The organism is Pseudomonas sp. TE3644 (assembly GCF_056278815.1).
This window is the reverse complement of the sequence record NZ_JBWBQF010000001.1, coordinates 1,156,430-1,172,515: the sequence shown is the minus strand read 5'-3', so window position 1 is coordinate 1,172,515 and position 16,086 is coordinate 1,156,430. Positions and strand designations below refer to the sequence as shown.

Here is a 16,086-nt window from a genome sequence, read left to right as displayed (position 1 = left end):
CCGTGCCGTGCGGACCTTCACGGCAACTGCCAAGGAGTGATTTCATGCCCTCGCTTGATAGCCTGAAGACCCTGACAACCCTGCAGGTTGACGACCGTCAGTACCACTATTTCAGCCTGCCCGAAGCCGCCAAGAGCCTGGGTGCCCTGCAACAACTGCCGATGTCCCTGAAGGTGCTACTGGAGAACCTGCTGCGCTGGGAAGACGGCAAGACCGTCACCGGTGACGACCTCAAGGCCTTGGCCGCCTGGCTCAAGGACCGCCGCAGCGACCGCGAGATCCAGTACCGCCCTGCCCGCGTGCTGATGCAGGACTTTACCGGCGTACCCGCCGTGGTCGACCTGGCGGCCATGCGCGCCGCCGTGGCCAAGGCCGGCGGCGACCCGCAGCGCATCAATCCGCTGTCGCCGGTGGACCTGGTGATCGACCACTCGGTGATGGTCGACAAATACGGCACTGACCATGCCTTCGGCGAAAACGTCGACATCGAAATGCGGCGCAACGGCGAGCGCTATGCGTTCCTGCGTTGGGGCCAGAGCGCTTTCGACAATTTCAGCGTGGTGCCGCCGGGCACCGGCATCTGCCACCAGGTGAACCTGGAATACCTGGGCCGCACCGTGTGGACCAAGGACGAGGACGGGCGCACCTACGCCTTCCCCGACACCCTGGTGGGCACCGACTCGCACACCACCATGATCAACGGCCTGGGCGTACTGGGCTGGGGTGTGGGCGGTATCGAGGCGGAAGCGGCCATGCTGGGGCAACCGGTGTCGATGCTGATCCCCGAAGTGATCGGCTTCAAGCTCACCGGCAAGCTCAACGAAGGCATCACCGCCACCGACCTGGTGTTGACCGTCACGCAGATGCTGCGCAAGAAAGGCGTGGTGGGCAAATTCGTTGAATTCTACGGCGACGGCCTGGCAGACCTGCCCCTGGCGGACCGCGCCACCATCGCCAACATGGCCCCGGAATACGGCGCCACCTGCGGCTTTTTCCCCGTGGATGACATTACCCTGGACTACCTGCGCCTGTCAGGCCGGCCCGACGCCACCGTGAAACTGGTGGAGGCCTACACCAAGGCCCAGGGCCTGTGGCGCCTGCCCGGCCAGGAACCCCTGTTCACTGACAGTCTGGCGCTGGACATGGGCGAGGTGCAGGCCAGCCTGGCCGGCCCCAAGCGGCCGCAGGACCGCGTGGCCCTGCCCAACGTGCCCCAGGCGTTCTCGGACTTCATCGGCCTGCAACTCAAGCCGTCGAGCAAGGACGAAGGCCGCCTGGAAAGTGAAGGCGGCGGTGGCGTGGCCGTGGGCAATGCCGCCCAGGCCGGCGAGGCGCAGTACAGCTGGCAAGGCCAGACCCATCACTTGAAGGACGGCGCCGTCGTAATCGCGGCCATCACTTCATGTACCAACACCTCCAACCCCAGCGTGATGATGGCCGCCGGGCTGGTGGCGAAAAAAGCCGTGGAAAAAGGCCTGCAACGCAAGCCGTGGGTGAAGAGCTCCCTGGCGCCTGGCTCCAAGGTGGTCACCGACTACTACAACGCCGCCGGCCTGACCCACTACCTGGACGCGCTGGGCTTCGACCTGGTGGGTTACGGCTGCACCACCTGCATCGGCAACTCGGGGCCGCTGGACGAGCCGATCGAAAAAGCCATCCAGCAAGCCGACCTCACTGTGGCCTCGGTGCTGTCGGGCAACCGCAACTTCGAAGGCCGCGTGCACCCGCTGGTCAAGACCAACTGGCTTGCCTCCCCGCCCTTAGTTGTGGCTTACGCCCTGGCCGGCAGCGTGCGCATCGACATCAGCAGCGAGCCGCTGGGCACCGGCAGCGACGGCCAGCCGGTGTACCTGCGCGACATCTGGCCCAGCCAGCGGGAAATCGCCGAAGCGGTCAGCCGCGTCGACACCGCCATGTTCCACAAGGAGTACGCCGAAGTGTTCGCCGGCGACGCCCAGTGGCAAGCCATCGAAGTCCCCCAGGCTGCGACCTACGTGTGGCAGGACGATTCCACCTACATCCAGCATCCGCCGTTCTTCGACGACATTACCGGGCCGCTGAAGGCCATCACCGATGTGCAGGGCGCGCGGGTGCTGGCGTTGCTGGGCGACTCGGTGACCACCGATCACATCTCCCCCGCCGGCAATATCAAAATCGACAGCCCCGCCGGCCGCTACCTGCGCGACAAAGGCGTGGAGCCTCGCGACTTCAACTCCTACGGCTCGCGCCGGGGCAACCATGAAGTGATGATGCGCGGCACGTTTGCCAACATCCGCATCCGCAACGAAATGCTCAACGGCGAGGAAGGCGGCAACACTTACTACATCCCCACCGGCGAACGCCTGGCAATCTACGATGCGGCCATGCGCTACCAGGCCGATGGCACGCCGCTGGTGGTTATCGCCGGCCAGGAATATGGCACGGGCTCCAGCCGCGACTGGGCAGCCAAGGGCACCAACCTGTTGGGGGTCAAGGCAGTGATTGCCGAGAGTTTCGAGCGCATTCACCGTTCCAACCTGGTGGGCATGGGCGTGTTGCCGTTGCAGTTCAAGGATGGCCGGAGCCGCAAGACCTTGCAGCTGACTGGCCGTGAAACCCTGGACATCACGGGCCTGACCGGTGCCCAGGTGCGGCCGCACATGGACGTGGGGTTGCGCATTACCCGGGAGGACGGCAGCCAGGAGAACGTGACGGTGTTGTGCCGTATCGATACGCTGAACGAGGTGGAATACTTCAAGTCGGGGGGCATCCTGCACTACGTGCTGCGGCAGTTGATTGCCTCTTGAGTTCGAGTCGTCTGCATCGCGGCCAAGGCCGGCTCCTACGCTATGCGTGGTAGGAGCCGGCCTTGGCCGCGATGCAGGCAACGCGTTTTCAGATCCGAACTACAGACAACCAACCACCACACCCGGTAGCCTCGCAGTTTTTGAAAACCCGGCTGCCCCAATGCCCGCCCCACGCCTACTCGCCCTGCTCCTGCTGACCACCGGCTATGCCCTGGCCCTTTGCTTTGGCGCCCTGGACAGCGATGCCATACCCGTCTTCGCCCTGCTTACCGTAGTGGCCTTCGCGGCATACCAACCGCGCCTGAAACCACTGGCCCACACCCTCTTCATCCTCCTGGCCCTGGCCCTCGCCGCCCACCTGCTGCCCGGCTTCGACAACGCCTTGGTGATTGACCGGCAAGTCATGAGCCCCGACGCGCCACCGTTTTCCATGGCCCTGAACCTGGACAAACCGCTGATCGGCTTTTGGCTGTTGCTGGCGTGCCCGTGGACGGTGCCCAACACCCCCTGGCGCCAGGCGGCACAGGCAACCGTGGTTACCCTTGCCGCCACCAGCGCGGTGGTGTTCGGCCTGGCCTTGGCCGTGGGCGCGGTGGCCTGGCAGCCCAAATGGCCGGCCAACGGCGGCCTATGGCTGCTCAACAACCTGTTGCTGGTGTGCATCGTCGAGGAACTGCTGTTTCGCGGCTACCTGCAGCAGGCGCTTCAACGCTACCTGCCCGGTGCGATGGCGATAGCGATCACCGCGCTGCTGTTCGGCGCCACTCACCTGGCGGGCGGCTGGCAATGGGCCGTATTGGCCACCCTGGCGGGCATTGGCTATGGCCTGGCGTTCAAACGTGGGGGGCTGTGGGCTGCAATAGCCTGTCACTTGGGCCTCAACCTGCTGCACTTCAGCCTCTTCAGCTACCCATTGGCGATCTGAACCAGGTCGAAAGTACGAGAAATATAATTTCAATTTCGTGTCACCGCTGCCGACAACCTGTGAAAGCCTTGCGGAACCCCACAGCCATGCGTAACAACCAGCCTGTCACCCAGCGCGAACGGACTTTTCCTGCCCAACAGCGCCTGATTTCCACCACCGACGCCAAAGGAATGATCACCTACTGCAATGACGCATTCGTCGATATCAGTGGTTTTTCCCGTGAAGAGCTGATCCGCGCGCCGCACAACACCGTGCGCCACCCGGACGTGCCCCAGGCCGTGTTCGAACACATGTGGGCCACCCTGCGCCAGGGCCAGCCGTGGATGGGCATCGTCAAGAACCGCTGCAAGAACGGCGATTTCTACTGGGTCAACGCCTACGTCACACCGATTTTCGAGAACAACCACGTGGTGGGTTACGAGTCGGTGCGGGTCAAGCCCACCGCCGAAATGATCCGCCGTGCGCAATCGCTGTATGAACGTCTGAACAACGGCAAATCCGCCGTGCCCCAGCGCGACCGCTGGTTGCCGGTGGTGCAGGATTGGCTGCCGTTCATCCTGGTCAGCCAGGTCGGCTTCCTGATCGGCAGCTGGCTGGGCACCTGGTGGGGCTTCGCTGTAGCGGCGCTGCTGTCGGTACCGCTGGGCCTGGTTGGCCTGAGCTGGCAACAGCGCGGCATCAAGCGCTTGCTGCGCCTGGCCGAACAGACCACCTCCGACCCGCTGATCGCGCAGATGTACACCGACAGCCGCGGCGCCCAGGCACGCCTGGAAATGTCGATCCTCAGCCAGGATGCACGCCTGAAAACCTGCCTGACCCGCCTGCAGGACACGGCCGAGCACCTCAATGACCAGGCGCGCCAGTCCGACGGCCTGGCCCACCAGAGCTCCGAGGGCCTGGAGCGCCAGCGCGTGGAAACCGAACAAGTGGCCGCCGCCGTCAACCAGATGGCCGCCACCACCCAGGAAGTGGCCAACCACGTGCAGCGCACCGCCGACGCCACCCAGCAGGCCAACCTGCTGACCAGCCAGGGCCGCAGCATTGCCGGTGAAACCCGCGAAGCCATCCAGCGCCTGTCGGTGGTGGTGGGCGAAACCGGGCAGACCGTGACCCAGCTGGCCAAGGACAGCGACGAGATCGGCGGCGTGGTGGACGTGATCAAGGGCATCGCCGACCAGACCAACCTGCTGGCGCTGAACGCCGCCATCGAGGCTGCACGCGCCGGTGAAATGGGCCGCGGTTTTGCCGTGGTGGCCGACGAAGTGCGGCAACTGGCGCAGCGCACCAGCGAATCCACCGGGCAGATCCACGCCCTGATCGCCAAGCTGCAACAGACCGCCGGCAACGCCGTGCAGACCATGGACGCCGGTCACCGCCAGGCCGAAGAAGGCGTGGCACGGGTGCTGGAAGCCGATCAGGCGCTGGTGGGCATCAGCGAAGCGGTGGCGCACATCACCGACATGACCACGCAGATCGCTGCCGCCACCGAGGAGCAGAGCGCGGTGGCCGAGGAAATCAGCCGCAACATCAGCACCATCGCCGACCTGGCTGACCAGACCAGCGAACAGGCGCAGAACTCGGCGCTGCTGAGCGAAGAGCTGACCCGTACTGCGCACAGCCAGTACTCGCTGGTAGAGCGCTTCAACCGCTGATCCTGTAGCCGCTGCCGCAGGCTGCGCTGGGCCTATGCCTCACTGGAGATTTTCAGTGTACTCAGGGGCCAGCGCAGCCTGGCGGCAGCGGCTACACGTCACGCCAAAAACCGCGTCACGGCCTCGGCTGCCGCCGCGATATGCTGCTCATGGCTGTAGCCTGATGCCTTCAACGGCTTGAGGTCATGATCCCCCGCCACCAGCCAGCACAGCTGGATCTGCGCCGACAACTCATACCCCTCCACCGTCGCCCGATTGCCCAAGGCATCGCGCTCGCCCTGCACAATCAGCGTCGGCGTTTTCAGCCCGGCCAAGTGCTCTACCCGTGGTTTCTCCGGCTTGCCCGCGGCATAGAACGGGTACCCCAGGCACACCAACTTATCCGCCCCCAATTCGTCCGCCAGCAGGCTGGCCATGCGGCCACCCATGGACTTGCCACCCATCGCCAACCTGCCCCTCACCAGCGGCCGCACCTGGGCGTACACCTCGCGCCAGCACTCCAGCAGTTTGGGCTTGGGGTTGGGCGGCCGTTTGCCGCCGTCAATGCGACGCTGGGCCATGTACGGGAACTCGAAACGAACCACCCCCACGCCGCGCTCGGCCAGTTGCCCGGCGATGCTGTCCATGAACCCGCTGTCCATCGGCGCCCCGGCGCCATGGGCCAGGATCAGGCAGGCCACCGGCGTGCCCTGGGGCGCGGTCCACAACCAGCCCCGTGCCTGGGCCAGCGCGGCCAATTGATCCTGGTCAATGCCGCCATCCTGCGCGTCTTTCATGCTTGCCCCACCGTGAAAAAAATTTGATCGCCATGATGCCATGCCCGCAATGGCGCCTGCGTGCGGTATGTCCACACAACGACTAAGCTCATAGCGATCAATACGGGCCCGGCGGATATGTTTCCGGATGTGCGGAAACCCCTTCGCCAGCGACCCCGGCCAGGCCCTCGGCAGCGCTGCAGGCCACGCCAGGTGGACGTCGGAGCGACCAACAAGGATTGCTAGCCATAATTGCTAGCAACTCTTGCATCACCCCTTTGCATTCTCCATACTGCGGCCGGTTTATAACCCTAATAACAACACCTGAACCGTGGATAACCAGCTATGAGCACCGTAATCGCTCCGACTGCGTACAACTACAAAGTGGTTCGGCAGTTCGCCATCATGACGGTGGTCTGGGGAATCGTCGGCATGGGCCTGGGGGTGTTCATCGCCTCGCAACTGGTCTGGCCGCAGCTCAACTTCGACCTGCCCTACACCACCTTCGGCCGCCTGCGCCCTCTGCACACCAACCTCGTAATCTTCGCCTTCGGCGGTTGCGCGCTGTTTTCCACGTCGTACTACGTGGTGCAGCGAACCTGTCAGACGCGACTGATTTCCGACGGCCTGGCAGCGTTCACCTTCTGGGGCTGGCAGGCGGTGATCGTCAGCGCCATCATCACGCTGCCGCTGGGCTACACCACGACCAAGGAATACGCCGAGCTGGAATGGCCGATCGCCATCCTGCTGGCCATCGTCTGGATCAGCTACGCCATCACTTTTTTCGGCACCATCGTCAAGCGCAACACCAAGCACATTTACGTGGGCAACTGGTTCTACGGCGCGTTTATCCTGGTCACGGCGATGCTGCACATCGTCAACCACATCTCGCTGCCGGTGAGCCTGTTCAAGTCCTACTCGGCCTACGCCGGCGCCACCGACGCGATGATCCAGTGGTGGTACGGCCACAACGCCGTGGGCTTTTTCCTCACCACCGGGTTCCTGGGGATGATGTATTACTTCGTGCCCAAGCAGGCCGAGCGCCCGATCTACTCCTACCGCCTGTCCATCGTGCATTTCTGGGCGCTGATCACCCTGTACATCTGGGCCGGCCCTCACCACCTGCACTACACCGCCCTGCCCGACTGGGCGCAGTCGCTGGGCATGGTCATGTCGATCATCCTGCTGGCGCCCAGCTGGGGCGGCATGATCAACGGCATGATGACCCTCTCCGGTGCCTGGCATAAGCTGCGCACCGACCCCATCCTGCGCTTCCTGGTGGTGTCCCTGGCCTTCTACGGCATGTCCACCTTCGAAGGTCCGATGATGGCCATCAAGACGGTCAACTCGCTGTCGCACTACACCGACTGGACCATCGGCCACGTGCACGCACGCCGGTGCCCTGGGCTGGGTGGCGATGATCTCCATCGGCGCCGTCTACCACATGATCCCGAAACTGTTCGGCCGCGTGCAGATGCACAGCATCGGCCTGATCAACGCGCACTTCTGGCTGGCCACCATCGGCACCGTGCTGTACATCGCCTCGATGTGGGTGAACGGCATCACCCAGGGCCTGATGTGGCGCGCCATCAACGACGACGGCACGCTCACCTATTCCTTCGTCGAAGCCCTGCAGGCCAGCCATCCGGGCTACATCGTGCGTGCCCTGGGCGGCTCGTTCTTCGCCAGCGGCATGCTGCTGATGGCCTACAACGTGTGGCGCACCGTGCGGGCTTCAACGCCTGAAGAAGCCGAAGCGGCCAGCCAGATCGTCGTCCTGGGGGCTCACTGATGAAACATGAAGTGGTTGAAAAGAACATCGGCCTGCTGGCGTTCTTCATGGTCATCGCCGTGGCCATCGGCGGCCTGACCCAGATCGTCCCGCTGTTTTTCCAGGACGTCACCAACAAGCCCATCGAAGGCATGAAACCACGCCCGGCGCTGGAGCTGGAAGGCCGCGACGTGTTCATCGCCAATGGCTGCGTGGGTTGCCATTCGCAGATGATCCGGCCGTTCCGTGCCGAGACCGAACGCTACGGCCATTACTCGGTGGCGGGTGAAAGCGTGTGGGACCACCCCTTCCTGTGGGGCTCCAAGCGCACCGGTCCGGACCTGGCCCGCGTGGGCGGACGCTACTCGGACGACTGGCACCGCGCACACCTGTACAACCCGCGCAACGTGGTGCCCGAGTCGGTGATGCCGGCCTACCCGTTCCTGGTGGAGCGCAAGGTCGACGCCAGCCTCACGGCCAAGAAGATGCAAGTGTTGCGTGAACTGGGCGTGCCCTACACCGACGCCGACATCGGCGGCGCCGAAGCGGCCGTCAAGGGCAAGACCGAAATGGACGCACTGGTGGCCTACCTGCAAGGCCTTGGCACCCTCATCAAAAGCAAACGGTGACGCACATGGATATCGGAACCATCCGAGGCCTGGGCACCGTCGTGGTGATGGTGGCCTTCATCGGCCTGGCGTTGTGGGTATTCAGCAGCCGGCGCAAGAAGGACTTCGACGAAGCCACCTTGCTGCCCTTTGCCGATGACCCCGACGCCATCGCCAAGGTAGAACAAGCCCAGGCGCAAGCGCGCGCGTCCAGGAGTGACCAGCAATGACAACGTTTTGGAGTCTGTACGTAACCGTCCTGACCCTGGGCACCATCGTGGCCCTGACCTGGCTGCTGTTCTCGACCCGTCGCGGGCAGCGCAGCGAGGCCACCGAGGAAACCGTGGGGCACTCGTTCGACGGCATCGAGGAATACGACAACCCGCTGCCCAAGTGGTGGTTCCTGCTGTTCGTGGGCACCATCATCTTCGCCCTCGGCTACCTGAGCCTGTACCCCGGCCTGGGCAGCTGGACCGGGCTGCTGCCGGGTTACCAGTACCTGGACAACGACACCCAGAAGCAGTTTGCCGACGGCAAGAGCGGCTGGACCGGCGTGCACGAATGGGAAAAGGAAATGGCCCGCGCCGACGCCCGTTTCGGTCCGATCTACGCCAAGTTCGCGGCCATGCCCATCGAAGACGTGGCCAAAGACCCGCAAGCGCTGAAAATGGGCGGCCGCCTGTTCGCCAGCAACTGCTCGGTGTGCCACGGCTCTGACGCCAAGGGCGCCTACGGCTTCCCCAACCTGACCGACCAGGACTGGCGCTGGGGCGGCGAGCCCGCCACCATCGAAACCACCATCCTGGGCGGCCGCCACGCGGTGATGCCGGCCTGGGCCGAAGTGATCGGCGAGCAGGGCGTGGCGGACGTTTCCGCCTTCGTCATCACCCAGCTCGACGGCCGCAAACTGCCCGAGGACGCCAAGGCCGACCCCGCCAACGGCCAGAAAATCTTCGCCGCCAACTGCGTCGCCTGCCACGGCCCCGAAGGCAAAGGCACCCCGGCCATGGGCGCGCCCAACCTCACCCACCCGCAGGCGTTCATCTACGGCTCAAGCTTTGCCCAGTTGCAGCAGACCATCCGCTACGGCCGCCAGGGCCAGATGCCGGCGCAGGAATTGTTGCAGGGCAAGGACAAGGTGCATTTGCTGGCGGCGTATGTGTACAGCCTTTCCCACGGCGAACAAAAAACCGAGGAGTAACCTGTAGCCGCTGCCGCCAGGCTGCGCTGGCCTTACGCCCCACAGGGGATCTCTAGCGTGCCCAAGGGCCAGCGCAGCCTACGGCAGCGGCTACGGATGTATTGATTTCAAAAGTTGTAGTAACGTGACTACATTCACGTATAGGGGTACGCTTCCATGACCATCACAACGGTTTCCAGCAGGGAATTCAATCAGGACACCAGCGGCGCCAAAAAGGCTGCGCAGCTCGGCCCAGTGTTTATCACCGACCGCGGCCGGCCAGCCCATGTGCTGATGACTATCGAGGAGTATCAAAAGTTGACCGGACATACCCAAAGCATTGTGGAGCTCCTGGCCATGCCGGAATCCGATGACATCGAATTTGAAATAGAGCGGGCCCATATCGTCCCCCGCCCAGTCGACCTCTCCTGATGTTCCTGCTCGACACCAATGTCGTGTCAGAACTGCGCAAGTCGACCGCAGACCCACACGTGCGGGCTTGGGCCAGCGATGTTGCCCCCGCCAGCCTTTACATCAGCGCGATCACTGTCATGGAGATAGAAAAAGGCGTCCTCAGAATCGAACGACGGGACGCTCAGCAAGGCAAGACCCTGCGCAAGTGGCTGGATTCGCGTCTGATACCTGCCTTTGCCGGGCGGGTACTGGCCGTTAACACGCAGGTCGCCATCCGCTGTGCGCAACTGCATGTTCCAGATCAGCGCAGCGAGTGCGATGCACTGATCGCCGCCACCGCATTGGTGCACGGCCTGACCCTGGTAACGCGCAATGTGGCAGATTTCCAGGGCAGTGGCGTGCCCATCATCAATCCTTGGCAGGCCTGAACAGTATACCCGGTAGTTCTACCAATTTCTGACCGCGCTCGGCATGCACCGAACCGGCACCCCAGCCCCACCGTGAGGCTCACTGATGAGCAAGCAGATTCCGGTACACGATGTCACCCCGCCGGCCGCCAAAGGCGACAGCGTCGACCTGTACGCGGCGCGGGAGAAGATCTACACCCGGGCCTTCACCGGGGTGTTCCGCAACCTGCGGCGGGTGGGCGGGGCGTTTCTGTTCGCGCTGTATTTCGGCATCGTGTGGCTGGACTGGGGCGGGCATCAGGCGGTGTGGTGGAACCTGCCCGAGCGCAAGTTCTACATCTTCGGCGCCACGTTCTGGCCGCAGGATTTCATCCTGCTGTCGGGCATCCTCATCGTCAGCGCCTTCGGGCTGTTTTTCATCACCGTGTTCGCCGGCCGCGTGTGGTGCGGCTACACCTGCCCGCAAAGCGTGTGGACGTGGATTTTCATGTGGTGCGAAAAGGTCACCGAAGGCGACCGCAACCAGCGCATCAAGCTCGACAAGGCGCCCACCAGCACCCACAAGATCCTGCGCAAAACCGCCAAGCACAGCCTGTGGCTGTTGATCGGCTTCGTCACCGGCATGACCTTCGTCGGCTATTTCTCGCCCATCCGCGAGCTGGCCGTCGACTTCTTCACCGGCCAGGCCGATGGCTGGTCGTATTTCTGGGTAGGCTTCTTCACCCTCGCCACCTACGGCAACGCCGGTTGGCTGCGCGAGCAGGTTTGCATCTACATGTGCCCCTATGCGCGCTTCCAGAGCGTGATGTTCGACAAAGACACGCTCATCGTCTCCTACGACCCGCGCCGCGGCGAGAAACGCGGCCCGCGCAAGAAGGAGGCGGACTACAAGGCCATGGGCCTGGGCGACTGCATCGACTGCACGATGTGCGTGCAGGTGTGCCCCACCGGCATCGACATCCGCGACGGCCTGCAGATCGAATGCATCGGCTGCGCCGCCTGCATCGACGCCTGCGACAGCATCATGGACAAGATGGACTACCCGCGCGGGCTGATCAGCTACACCACCGAACACAACCTGTCCGGCCAGCAGACGCACAAATGGCGGCCGCGCCTGATCGGCTACGCCGTGGTGCTGCTGGTGATGATCGGTGTGCTGGCCGGCGCCTTCTTCACCCGGTCGCTGGTGGGCTTCGACGTCAGCAAGGACCGCGTGCTGTACCGTGAAAACGCCGAAGGGCGCGTCGAGAACGTCTACAGCCTGAAGATCATGAACAAGGACCAGCGCCCGCACACCTACGTGATCGAAGCCTCCGGCCTGCCCGACCTGCGACTGCAAAGCCGCAACGAAATACAGGTGGCCGCCGGCGACATCGTCAGCCTGCCCGCCGAGCTCTCGGTGGCCCCCGAACAACTGCCGTCCAGCACCAACGAGGTGATGTTCACCCTGCGCGACGCCGAAGACGGCGACGTGCACGTGCAGGCCAAAAGCCGCTTCATCGGCCCCCAAGTCCGTTAAGGAATTGCTATGTTCAACGCCACGGCGAATGCCGCCACCCCTTGGTACAAACACCTCTGGCCCTGGATCATCATCGCCATCCTCAGCTGCTCGGTGGCCCTGACGCTGTCAATGGTGACCATCGCCGTGCAGCACCCGGATAACCTGGTCAGCGACAACTATTACGAAGCCGGCAAGGGCATCAACCGTTCGCTGGAACGTGAACGCTTGGCCCAGGATTTGAGGCAGCGTGCCGACATCACCCTCGACAACCTCACCGGCGAAGTCGACGTGCGCCTGAGCGGCGACAGCCAACCGGCGCAACTGACCCTGAACCTGATTTCGCCGACGCAGCCGGACAAGGATCGGCGTATCGACCTGAACCTTGCGGGCAATGGCCGCTACGTGGGCCACGTGGTGGACCAGGTGCAAGGCCGACGCTTTGTCGAGCTGCTGGGCCTGCAGAACGGCATGACCTGGCGGCTATTTGAAGAAGAACAAGTATCGCCCGACAAACCCCTGACCCTGGGCGACGAACCCCTGCAAGGCGCCGAAGACTTGAAACCTTGAGGCAATCACCCGTAGCCGCTGCCGACAGGCTGCGCTGGCCCTCATTGCCACCGCTGATTCTTGGGTTGTATCGGCTGGCCAGCGCAGCCTTCGGCAGCGGCTACAGAGTATTTGGACCACCATGATCATCCCCTGCTACCACTGCGCCCTCCCCGTCCCGCCCGGCGCCCCTTTCACCGCCGTGGTCCTGGGCCAACCGCGAGCCTTCTGCTGCCCCGGTTGCCAAGCCGTGGCCGAAGCCATCGTCGCCGGTGGCCTGGACAGCTACTACCAGCACCGCGACCAGGCCAGCGCCAACCCCCAGGCGCTGCCACGGCAACTGGCCGACGAACTGGCGCTGTATGACCGCGACGACGTGCAGCGCCCCTTCGTCCACCACCAGGGCGAGCTGCGCGACACCACGCTGATGATCGAAGGCATCACCTGCGCCGCCTGCGGCTGGCTGATCGAAAAGCATGTGAGAGCCCTGGACGGCGTGGTCGAGGCGCGCCTGAATCTGTCCAACCACCGCCTGTTCGTGCAATGGGACCCCGCCCGCCTGGCCCTGAGCCACCTGCTGGCCGAACTGCGCCACATCGGCTACGCCGCCCACCCCTGGCAACCCGACCGCGCCGCCGAGCAACTGGCCAGCGACAACCGCCGCGCCTTGCGCCAACTGGGCGTGGCCGGCCTGCTGTGGTTCCAGGCGATGATGGCGACCATGGCCACCTGGCCCGAATTCAACATCGACCTCAGCCCGCAACTGCACACCATCCTGCGCTGGGTGGCGATGTTCCTCACCACGCCCATCGTCTTCTACAGTTGCGCGCCATTCTTCCGCGGCGCGCTACGCGACTTGCGCACCCGTCACCTGACCATGGACGTCTCGGTGTCGCTGGCCATCGGCGGCGCCTACGTGGCGGGTATCTGGACGGCCATCAGCGGTAGCGGCGAGCTGTATTTCGATGCGGTCGGCATGTTCGCCCTGTTCCTGCTGACCGGGCGTTACCTGGAGCGCCGCGCCCGCGAGCGCACGGCGGCGGCCACTGCGCAACTGGTCAACCTGCTGCCGCCCTCCTGCCTGCGCCTGAACAGCGAGGGGCTGGCCGAGCGCATCCTGCTCAGCGAACTGAACCTGCATGACCGGGTGCAGGTGTTGCCCGGTGCCGTGATCCCCGCCGACGGCCGCATTGTCGACGGCCAGTCCAGTGTCGATGAATCGCTGCTGACCGGCGAGTATCTGCCCCTGCCTCGACACACCGGCGATGCCGTCACCGCTGGCACCCTCAACGTCGAGGGCGCGCTGACCGTGCAAGTCACCGCCTTGGGGCAACACACCCGGCTGTCGGCCATCGTCCACCTGCTGGAGCGGGCCCAGGCAGAAAAACCGAAACTGGCGCAGTTGGCCGACCGCGCCGCGCAGTGGTTCCTGCTGTTTTCCCTGGCCTGCGCGGCGGCCATCGGCCTGTTGTGGTGGCAGCTGGATGCCAGTCGCGCGTTCTGGGTGGTGCTGGCCATGCTGGTCGCCACCTGCCCGTGCGCCCTGTCGCTGGCCACGCCCACCGCGCTGACCACCGCCACCGGCAGCCTGCACCGCCTGGGCCTGCTGCTGACCCGCGGGCACGTGCTGGAAGGCCTGAACCAGATCGACACGGTGATCTTCGACAAGACCGGCACCCTCACCGAAGGGCGCCTGCAACTGCACGGCATTCGCCCCCTGGCGCAGTTGGACAGCGACCATTGCCTGGCGCTGGCGGCGGCGCTGGAAAGCCAGTCCGAGCACCCCATCGCCCGCGCCTTCGGCCATGCCCGCCTGGCCGCCGAACAGGTCGTCAGCCACCCCGGCCTGGGCCTTGAAGGTCACGTCGACGGCGGGTCATTGCGCATTGGCAACCCCGCCTATGCCTGCGCCCTGAGCGGCTGCCCGGTGCCCACCGCCCCGGACAACCACGGCCAATGGCTGCTGCTGGCCGACAACCGCCAGGCGCTGGCCTGGTTCGGGCTGGATGATCGCCTGCGCGATGACGCCAAACCCTTGCTCGACGCCTGCCGTGCACGGGGCTGGCACACCCTGCTGCTGTCCGGCGACAGCTCGCCGATGGTGGCCAGCGTGGCCAAGGCGCTGGGCATCGACGACGCCCACGGCAGCCTGGCGCCGGACGCCAAGCTGGCCATCCTGCAGCGCCTGCACCGTGAGGGGCGCAAGGTGCTGGTGGTGGGCGACGGGGTCAACGACGTGCCGCTGCTGGCCGCCGCCGACATCAGCGTGGCCATGGGCAGCGCCACCGACCTGGCCCGCACCTGCGCCGACGCGGTGCTGCTCAACAACCGCCTGGACACCCTGGTGCAGGCCCTGCACATGGCCCGTCGCACGCGGCGGGTGATTATCCAGAATCTGGCGTGGGCGGCGCTGTACAATGGCTTGATGCTGCCTTTCGCGGCCGCAGGGCTGATCACCCCCGTGTGGGCCGCCGTGGGCATGTCACTCAGCTCGCTGACCGTGGTGCTCAACGCTCTGCGCCTGAGCCGCACCGCGCCGCCACGTCGGCCGCAGACCACGGCCGCCGCCCCCAAGACACCGGAGCTAGCATGCCCGCCCTCTACATCATGATCCCGGCCGCGCTGGTGATCGTCGCCATCGCTATCTACGTGTTCTTCTGGGCCGTGGACAGCGGCCAGTACGACGACTTGGACGGCCCGGCGCACAGCATTTTGTTCGACGACCAGGACCCACGCCACCAGGCCGGCGTCGATGAGGCCAACGCCAGCAAGCCCAGCCAGGACAAGGCCCCGCCCCATGCTTGAACTGGCCCCGCAACTGGTCTCCGCCCTGGTGCTGGGCCTGCTGGGCGGCGGTCACTGCCTGGGCATGTGCGGCGGCCTGATGGGCGCGCTGACCCTGGCCATCCCCGCCGAGCAACGCGGCCGTCGCCTGCGCCTGCTGCTGGCCTACAACCTGGGGCGCATCCTCAGCTACGCCTGCGCCGGCCTGCTGCTGGGCGTGGCTGGCTGGGCGCTGGCCAGCAGTCCGGCGGCCATGGCCCTGCGCGTGGTGGCGGCCCTGCTGCTGATCGCCATGGGCCTGTACCTGGGCGGCTGGTGGAGCGGCCTGGTGTATATCGAGCGCGCCGGGCGCGGCCTGTGGCGGCTGGTACAGCCCCTGGCCAACCGCCTGTTGCCGGTCAGCAGCGTGCCCCGCGCCCTGCTGCTGGGCGCCCTGTGGGGGTGGCTGCCGTGCGGGCTGGTGTACAGCACCCTGCTGTGGGCAGCCAGCCAGGGCAATGCCGCCGACAGCGGGCTGCTGATGCTGGCGTTCGGCCTGGGCACCTGGCCGGTGCTACTGGCCACCGGCCTTGCCGCCGAGCGCACGCGGCGGCTGTTGCGCCAGCGCGGCGTACGCACCGCCGGCGGTATCCTGGTGATAGTGTTCGGCCTGTGGACGCTGCCCGGCCCCCACCAGCACTGGCTGATGGGCCACTGATAACCCCGTTGATGCACATCAATACGCCCTGGTACGCACGTCCCTAGACTGGCCCCACGC

At 65.1% G+C, this 16,086-nt stretch carries 14 protein-coding genes and 1 pseudogene; 14 read left to right on the top strand and 1 reads right to left on the bottom strand.

Annotated features, from left to right (window positions below; all coding sequences use genetic code 11):
- The first annotated feature begins 44 nt into the window (after positions 1–44).
- The 3 genes from acnA (at position 45) to ACZ9GA_RS05315 (ending at position 5,363) form a co-directional block, all read left to right on the top strand.
- Positions 45–2,786, top strand: a complete 2,742-nt coding sequence (gene acnA / locus ACZ9GA_RS05325) for an aconitate hydratase AcnA (RefSeq protein ID WP_457356743.1) — start codon at positions 45–47, stop codon at positions 2,784–2,786.
- Positions 2,787–2,946: 160 nt separating this feature from the next.
- On the top strand, positions 2,947–3,711 hold the full coding sequence (locus ACZ9GA_RS05320) for a CPBP family intramembrane glutamic endopeptidase (RefSeq protein WP_457356744.1): 765 nt from the start codon (positions 2,947–2,949) through the stop codon (positions 3,709–3,711).
- 86 nt (positions 3,712–3,797) lie between these two features.
- Entirely contained in the window at positions 3,798–5,363 is a 1,566-nt protein-coding gene (locus ACZ9GA_RS05315) for a methyl-accepting chemotaxis protein (protein WP_457356745.1), read from the top strand.
- A 98-nt stretch (positions 5,364–5,461) separates the two neighbouring features.
- Here ACZ9GA_RS05315 and ACZ9GA_RS05310 read toward each other — a convergent pair whose 3' ends face one another.
- Entirely contained in the window at positions 5,462–6,139 is a 678-nt protein-coding gene (locus ACZ9GA_RS05310) for an alpha/beta family hydrolase (protein WP_457356746.1), read from the bottom strand.
- 324 nt (positions 6,140–6,463) lie between these two features.
- On the opposite strand from ACZ9GA_RS05310, the pseudogene ccoN reads away from it, so the two are divergent.
- The 11 genes and pseudogenes from ccoN (at position 6,464) to ACZ9GA_RS05255 (ending at position 16,026) form a co-directional block, all read left to right on the top strand.
- Positions 6,464–7,910: pseudogene (gene ccoN, locus ACZ9GA_RS05305) on the top strand (cytochrome-c oxidase, cbb3-type subunit I).
- Positions 7,910–8,518, top strand: a complete 609-nt coding sequence (gene ccoO, locus ACZ9GA_RS05300) for a cytochrome-c oxidase, cbb3-type subunit II (protein WP_457356748.1) — start codon at positions 7,910–7,912, stop codon at positions 8,516–8,518. Before ccoN ends, ccoO begins: the two are co-directional and overlap by 1 nt.
- Positions 8,519–8,523: 5 nt before the next feature.
- Positions 8,524–8,727: a CcoQ/FixQ family Cbb3-type cytochrome c oxidase assembly chaperone gene (locus ACZ9GA_RS05295; protein WP_027981441.1), complete on the top strand. Its 204-nt coding sequence runs from the start codon at positions 8,524–8,526 to the stop codon at positions 8,725–8,727.
- Complete coding sequence (gene ccoP / locus ACZ9GA_RS05290) at positions 8,724–9,698, top strand: cytochrome-c oxidase, cbb3-type subunit III (protein WP_457356749.1); 975 nt, start codon at positions 8,724–8,726, stop codon at positions 9,696–9,698. Before ACZ9GA_RS05295 ends, ccoP begins: the two co-directional genes overlap by 4 nt.
- Positions 9,699–9,854: 156 nt before the next feature.
- Positions 9,855–10,109: a type II toxin-antitoxin system Phd/YefM family antitoxin gene (locus tag ACZ9GA_RS05285; RefSeq protein WP_457356750.1), complete on the top strand. Its 255-nt coding sequence runs from the start codon at positions 9,855–9,857 to the stop codon at positions 10,107–10,109.
- Positions 10,109–10,519, top strand: a complete 411-nt coding sequence (locus tag ACZ9GA_RS05280; RefSeq protein ID WP_027981438.1) for a type II toxin-antitoxin system VapC family toxin — start codon at positions 10,109–10,111, stop codon at positions 10,517–10,519. Before ACZ9GA_RS05285 ends, ACZ9GA_RS05280 begins: the two co-directional genes overlap by 1 nt.
- Positions 10,520–10,604: 85 nt before the next feature.
- Positions 10,605–12,017, top strand: coding sequence for a cytochrome c oxidase accessory protein CcoG (ccoG, locus tag ACZ9GA_RS05275; RefSeq protein ID WP_457356751.1), 1,413 nt, complete (start codon positions 10,605–10,607; stop codon positions 12,015–12,017).
- Between the two features lie 9 nt (positions 12,018–12,026).
- Positions 12,027–12,566 (top strand): FixH family protein, encoded by a 540-nt coding sequence (locus ACZ9GA_RS05270; protein ID WP_457356752.1) that lies wholly within the window; start codon positions 12,027–12,029, stop codon positions 12,564–12,566.
- A 121-nt stretch (positions 12,567–12,687) separates the two neighbouring features.
- Positions 12,688–15,156: a heavy metal translocating P-type ATPase gene (locus ACZ9GA_RS05265; RefSeq protein ID WP_457356753.1), complete on the top strand. Its 2,469-nt coding sequence runs from the start codon at positions 12,688–12,690 to the stop codon at positions 15,154–15,156.
- Positions 15,135–15,350, top strand: a complete 216-nt coding sequence (gene ccoS, locus ACZ9GA_RS05260) for a cbb3-type cytochrome oxidase assembly protein CcoS (protein WP_457356754.1) — start codon at positions 15,135–15,137, stop codon at positions 15,348–15,350. Before ACZ9GA_RS05265 ends, ccoS begins: the two co-directional genes overlap by 22 nt.
- Positions 15,343–16,026 (top strand): sulfite exporter TauE/SafE family protein, encoded by a 684-nt coding sequence (locus ACZ9GA_RS05255; RefSeq protein ID WP_457356755.1) that lies wholly within the window; start codon positions 15,343–15,345, stop codon positions 16,024–16,026. Before ccoS ends, ACZ9GA_RS05255 begins: the two co-directional genes overlap by 8 nt.
- Positions 16,027–16,086 lie beyond the last annotated feature (60 nt).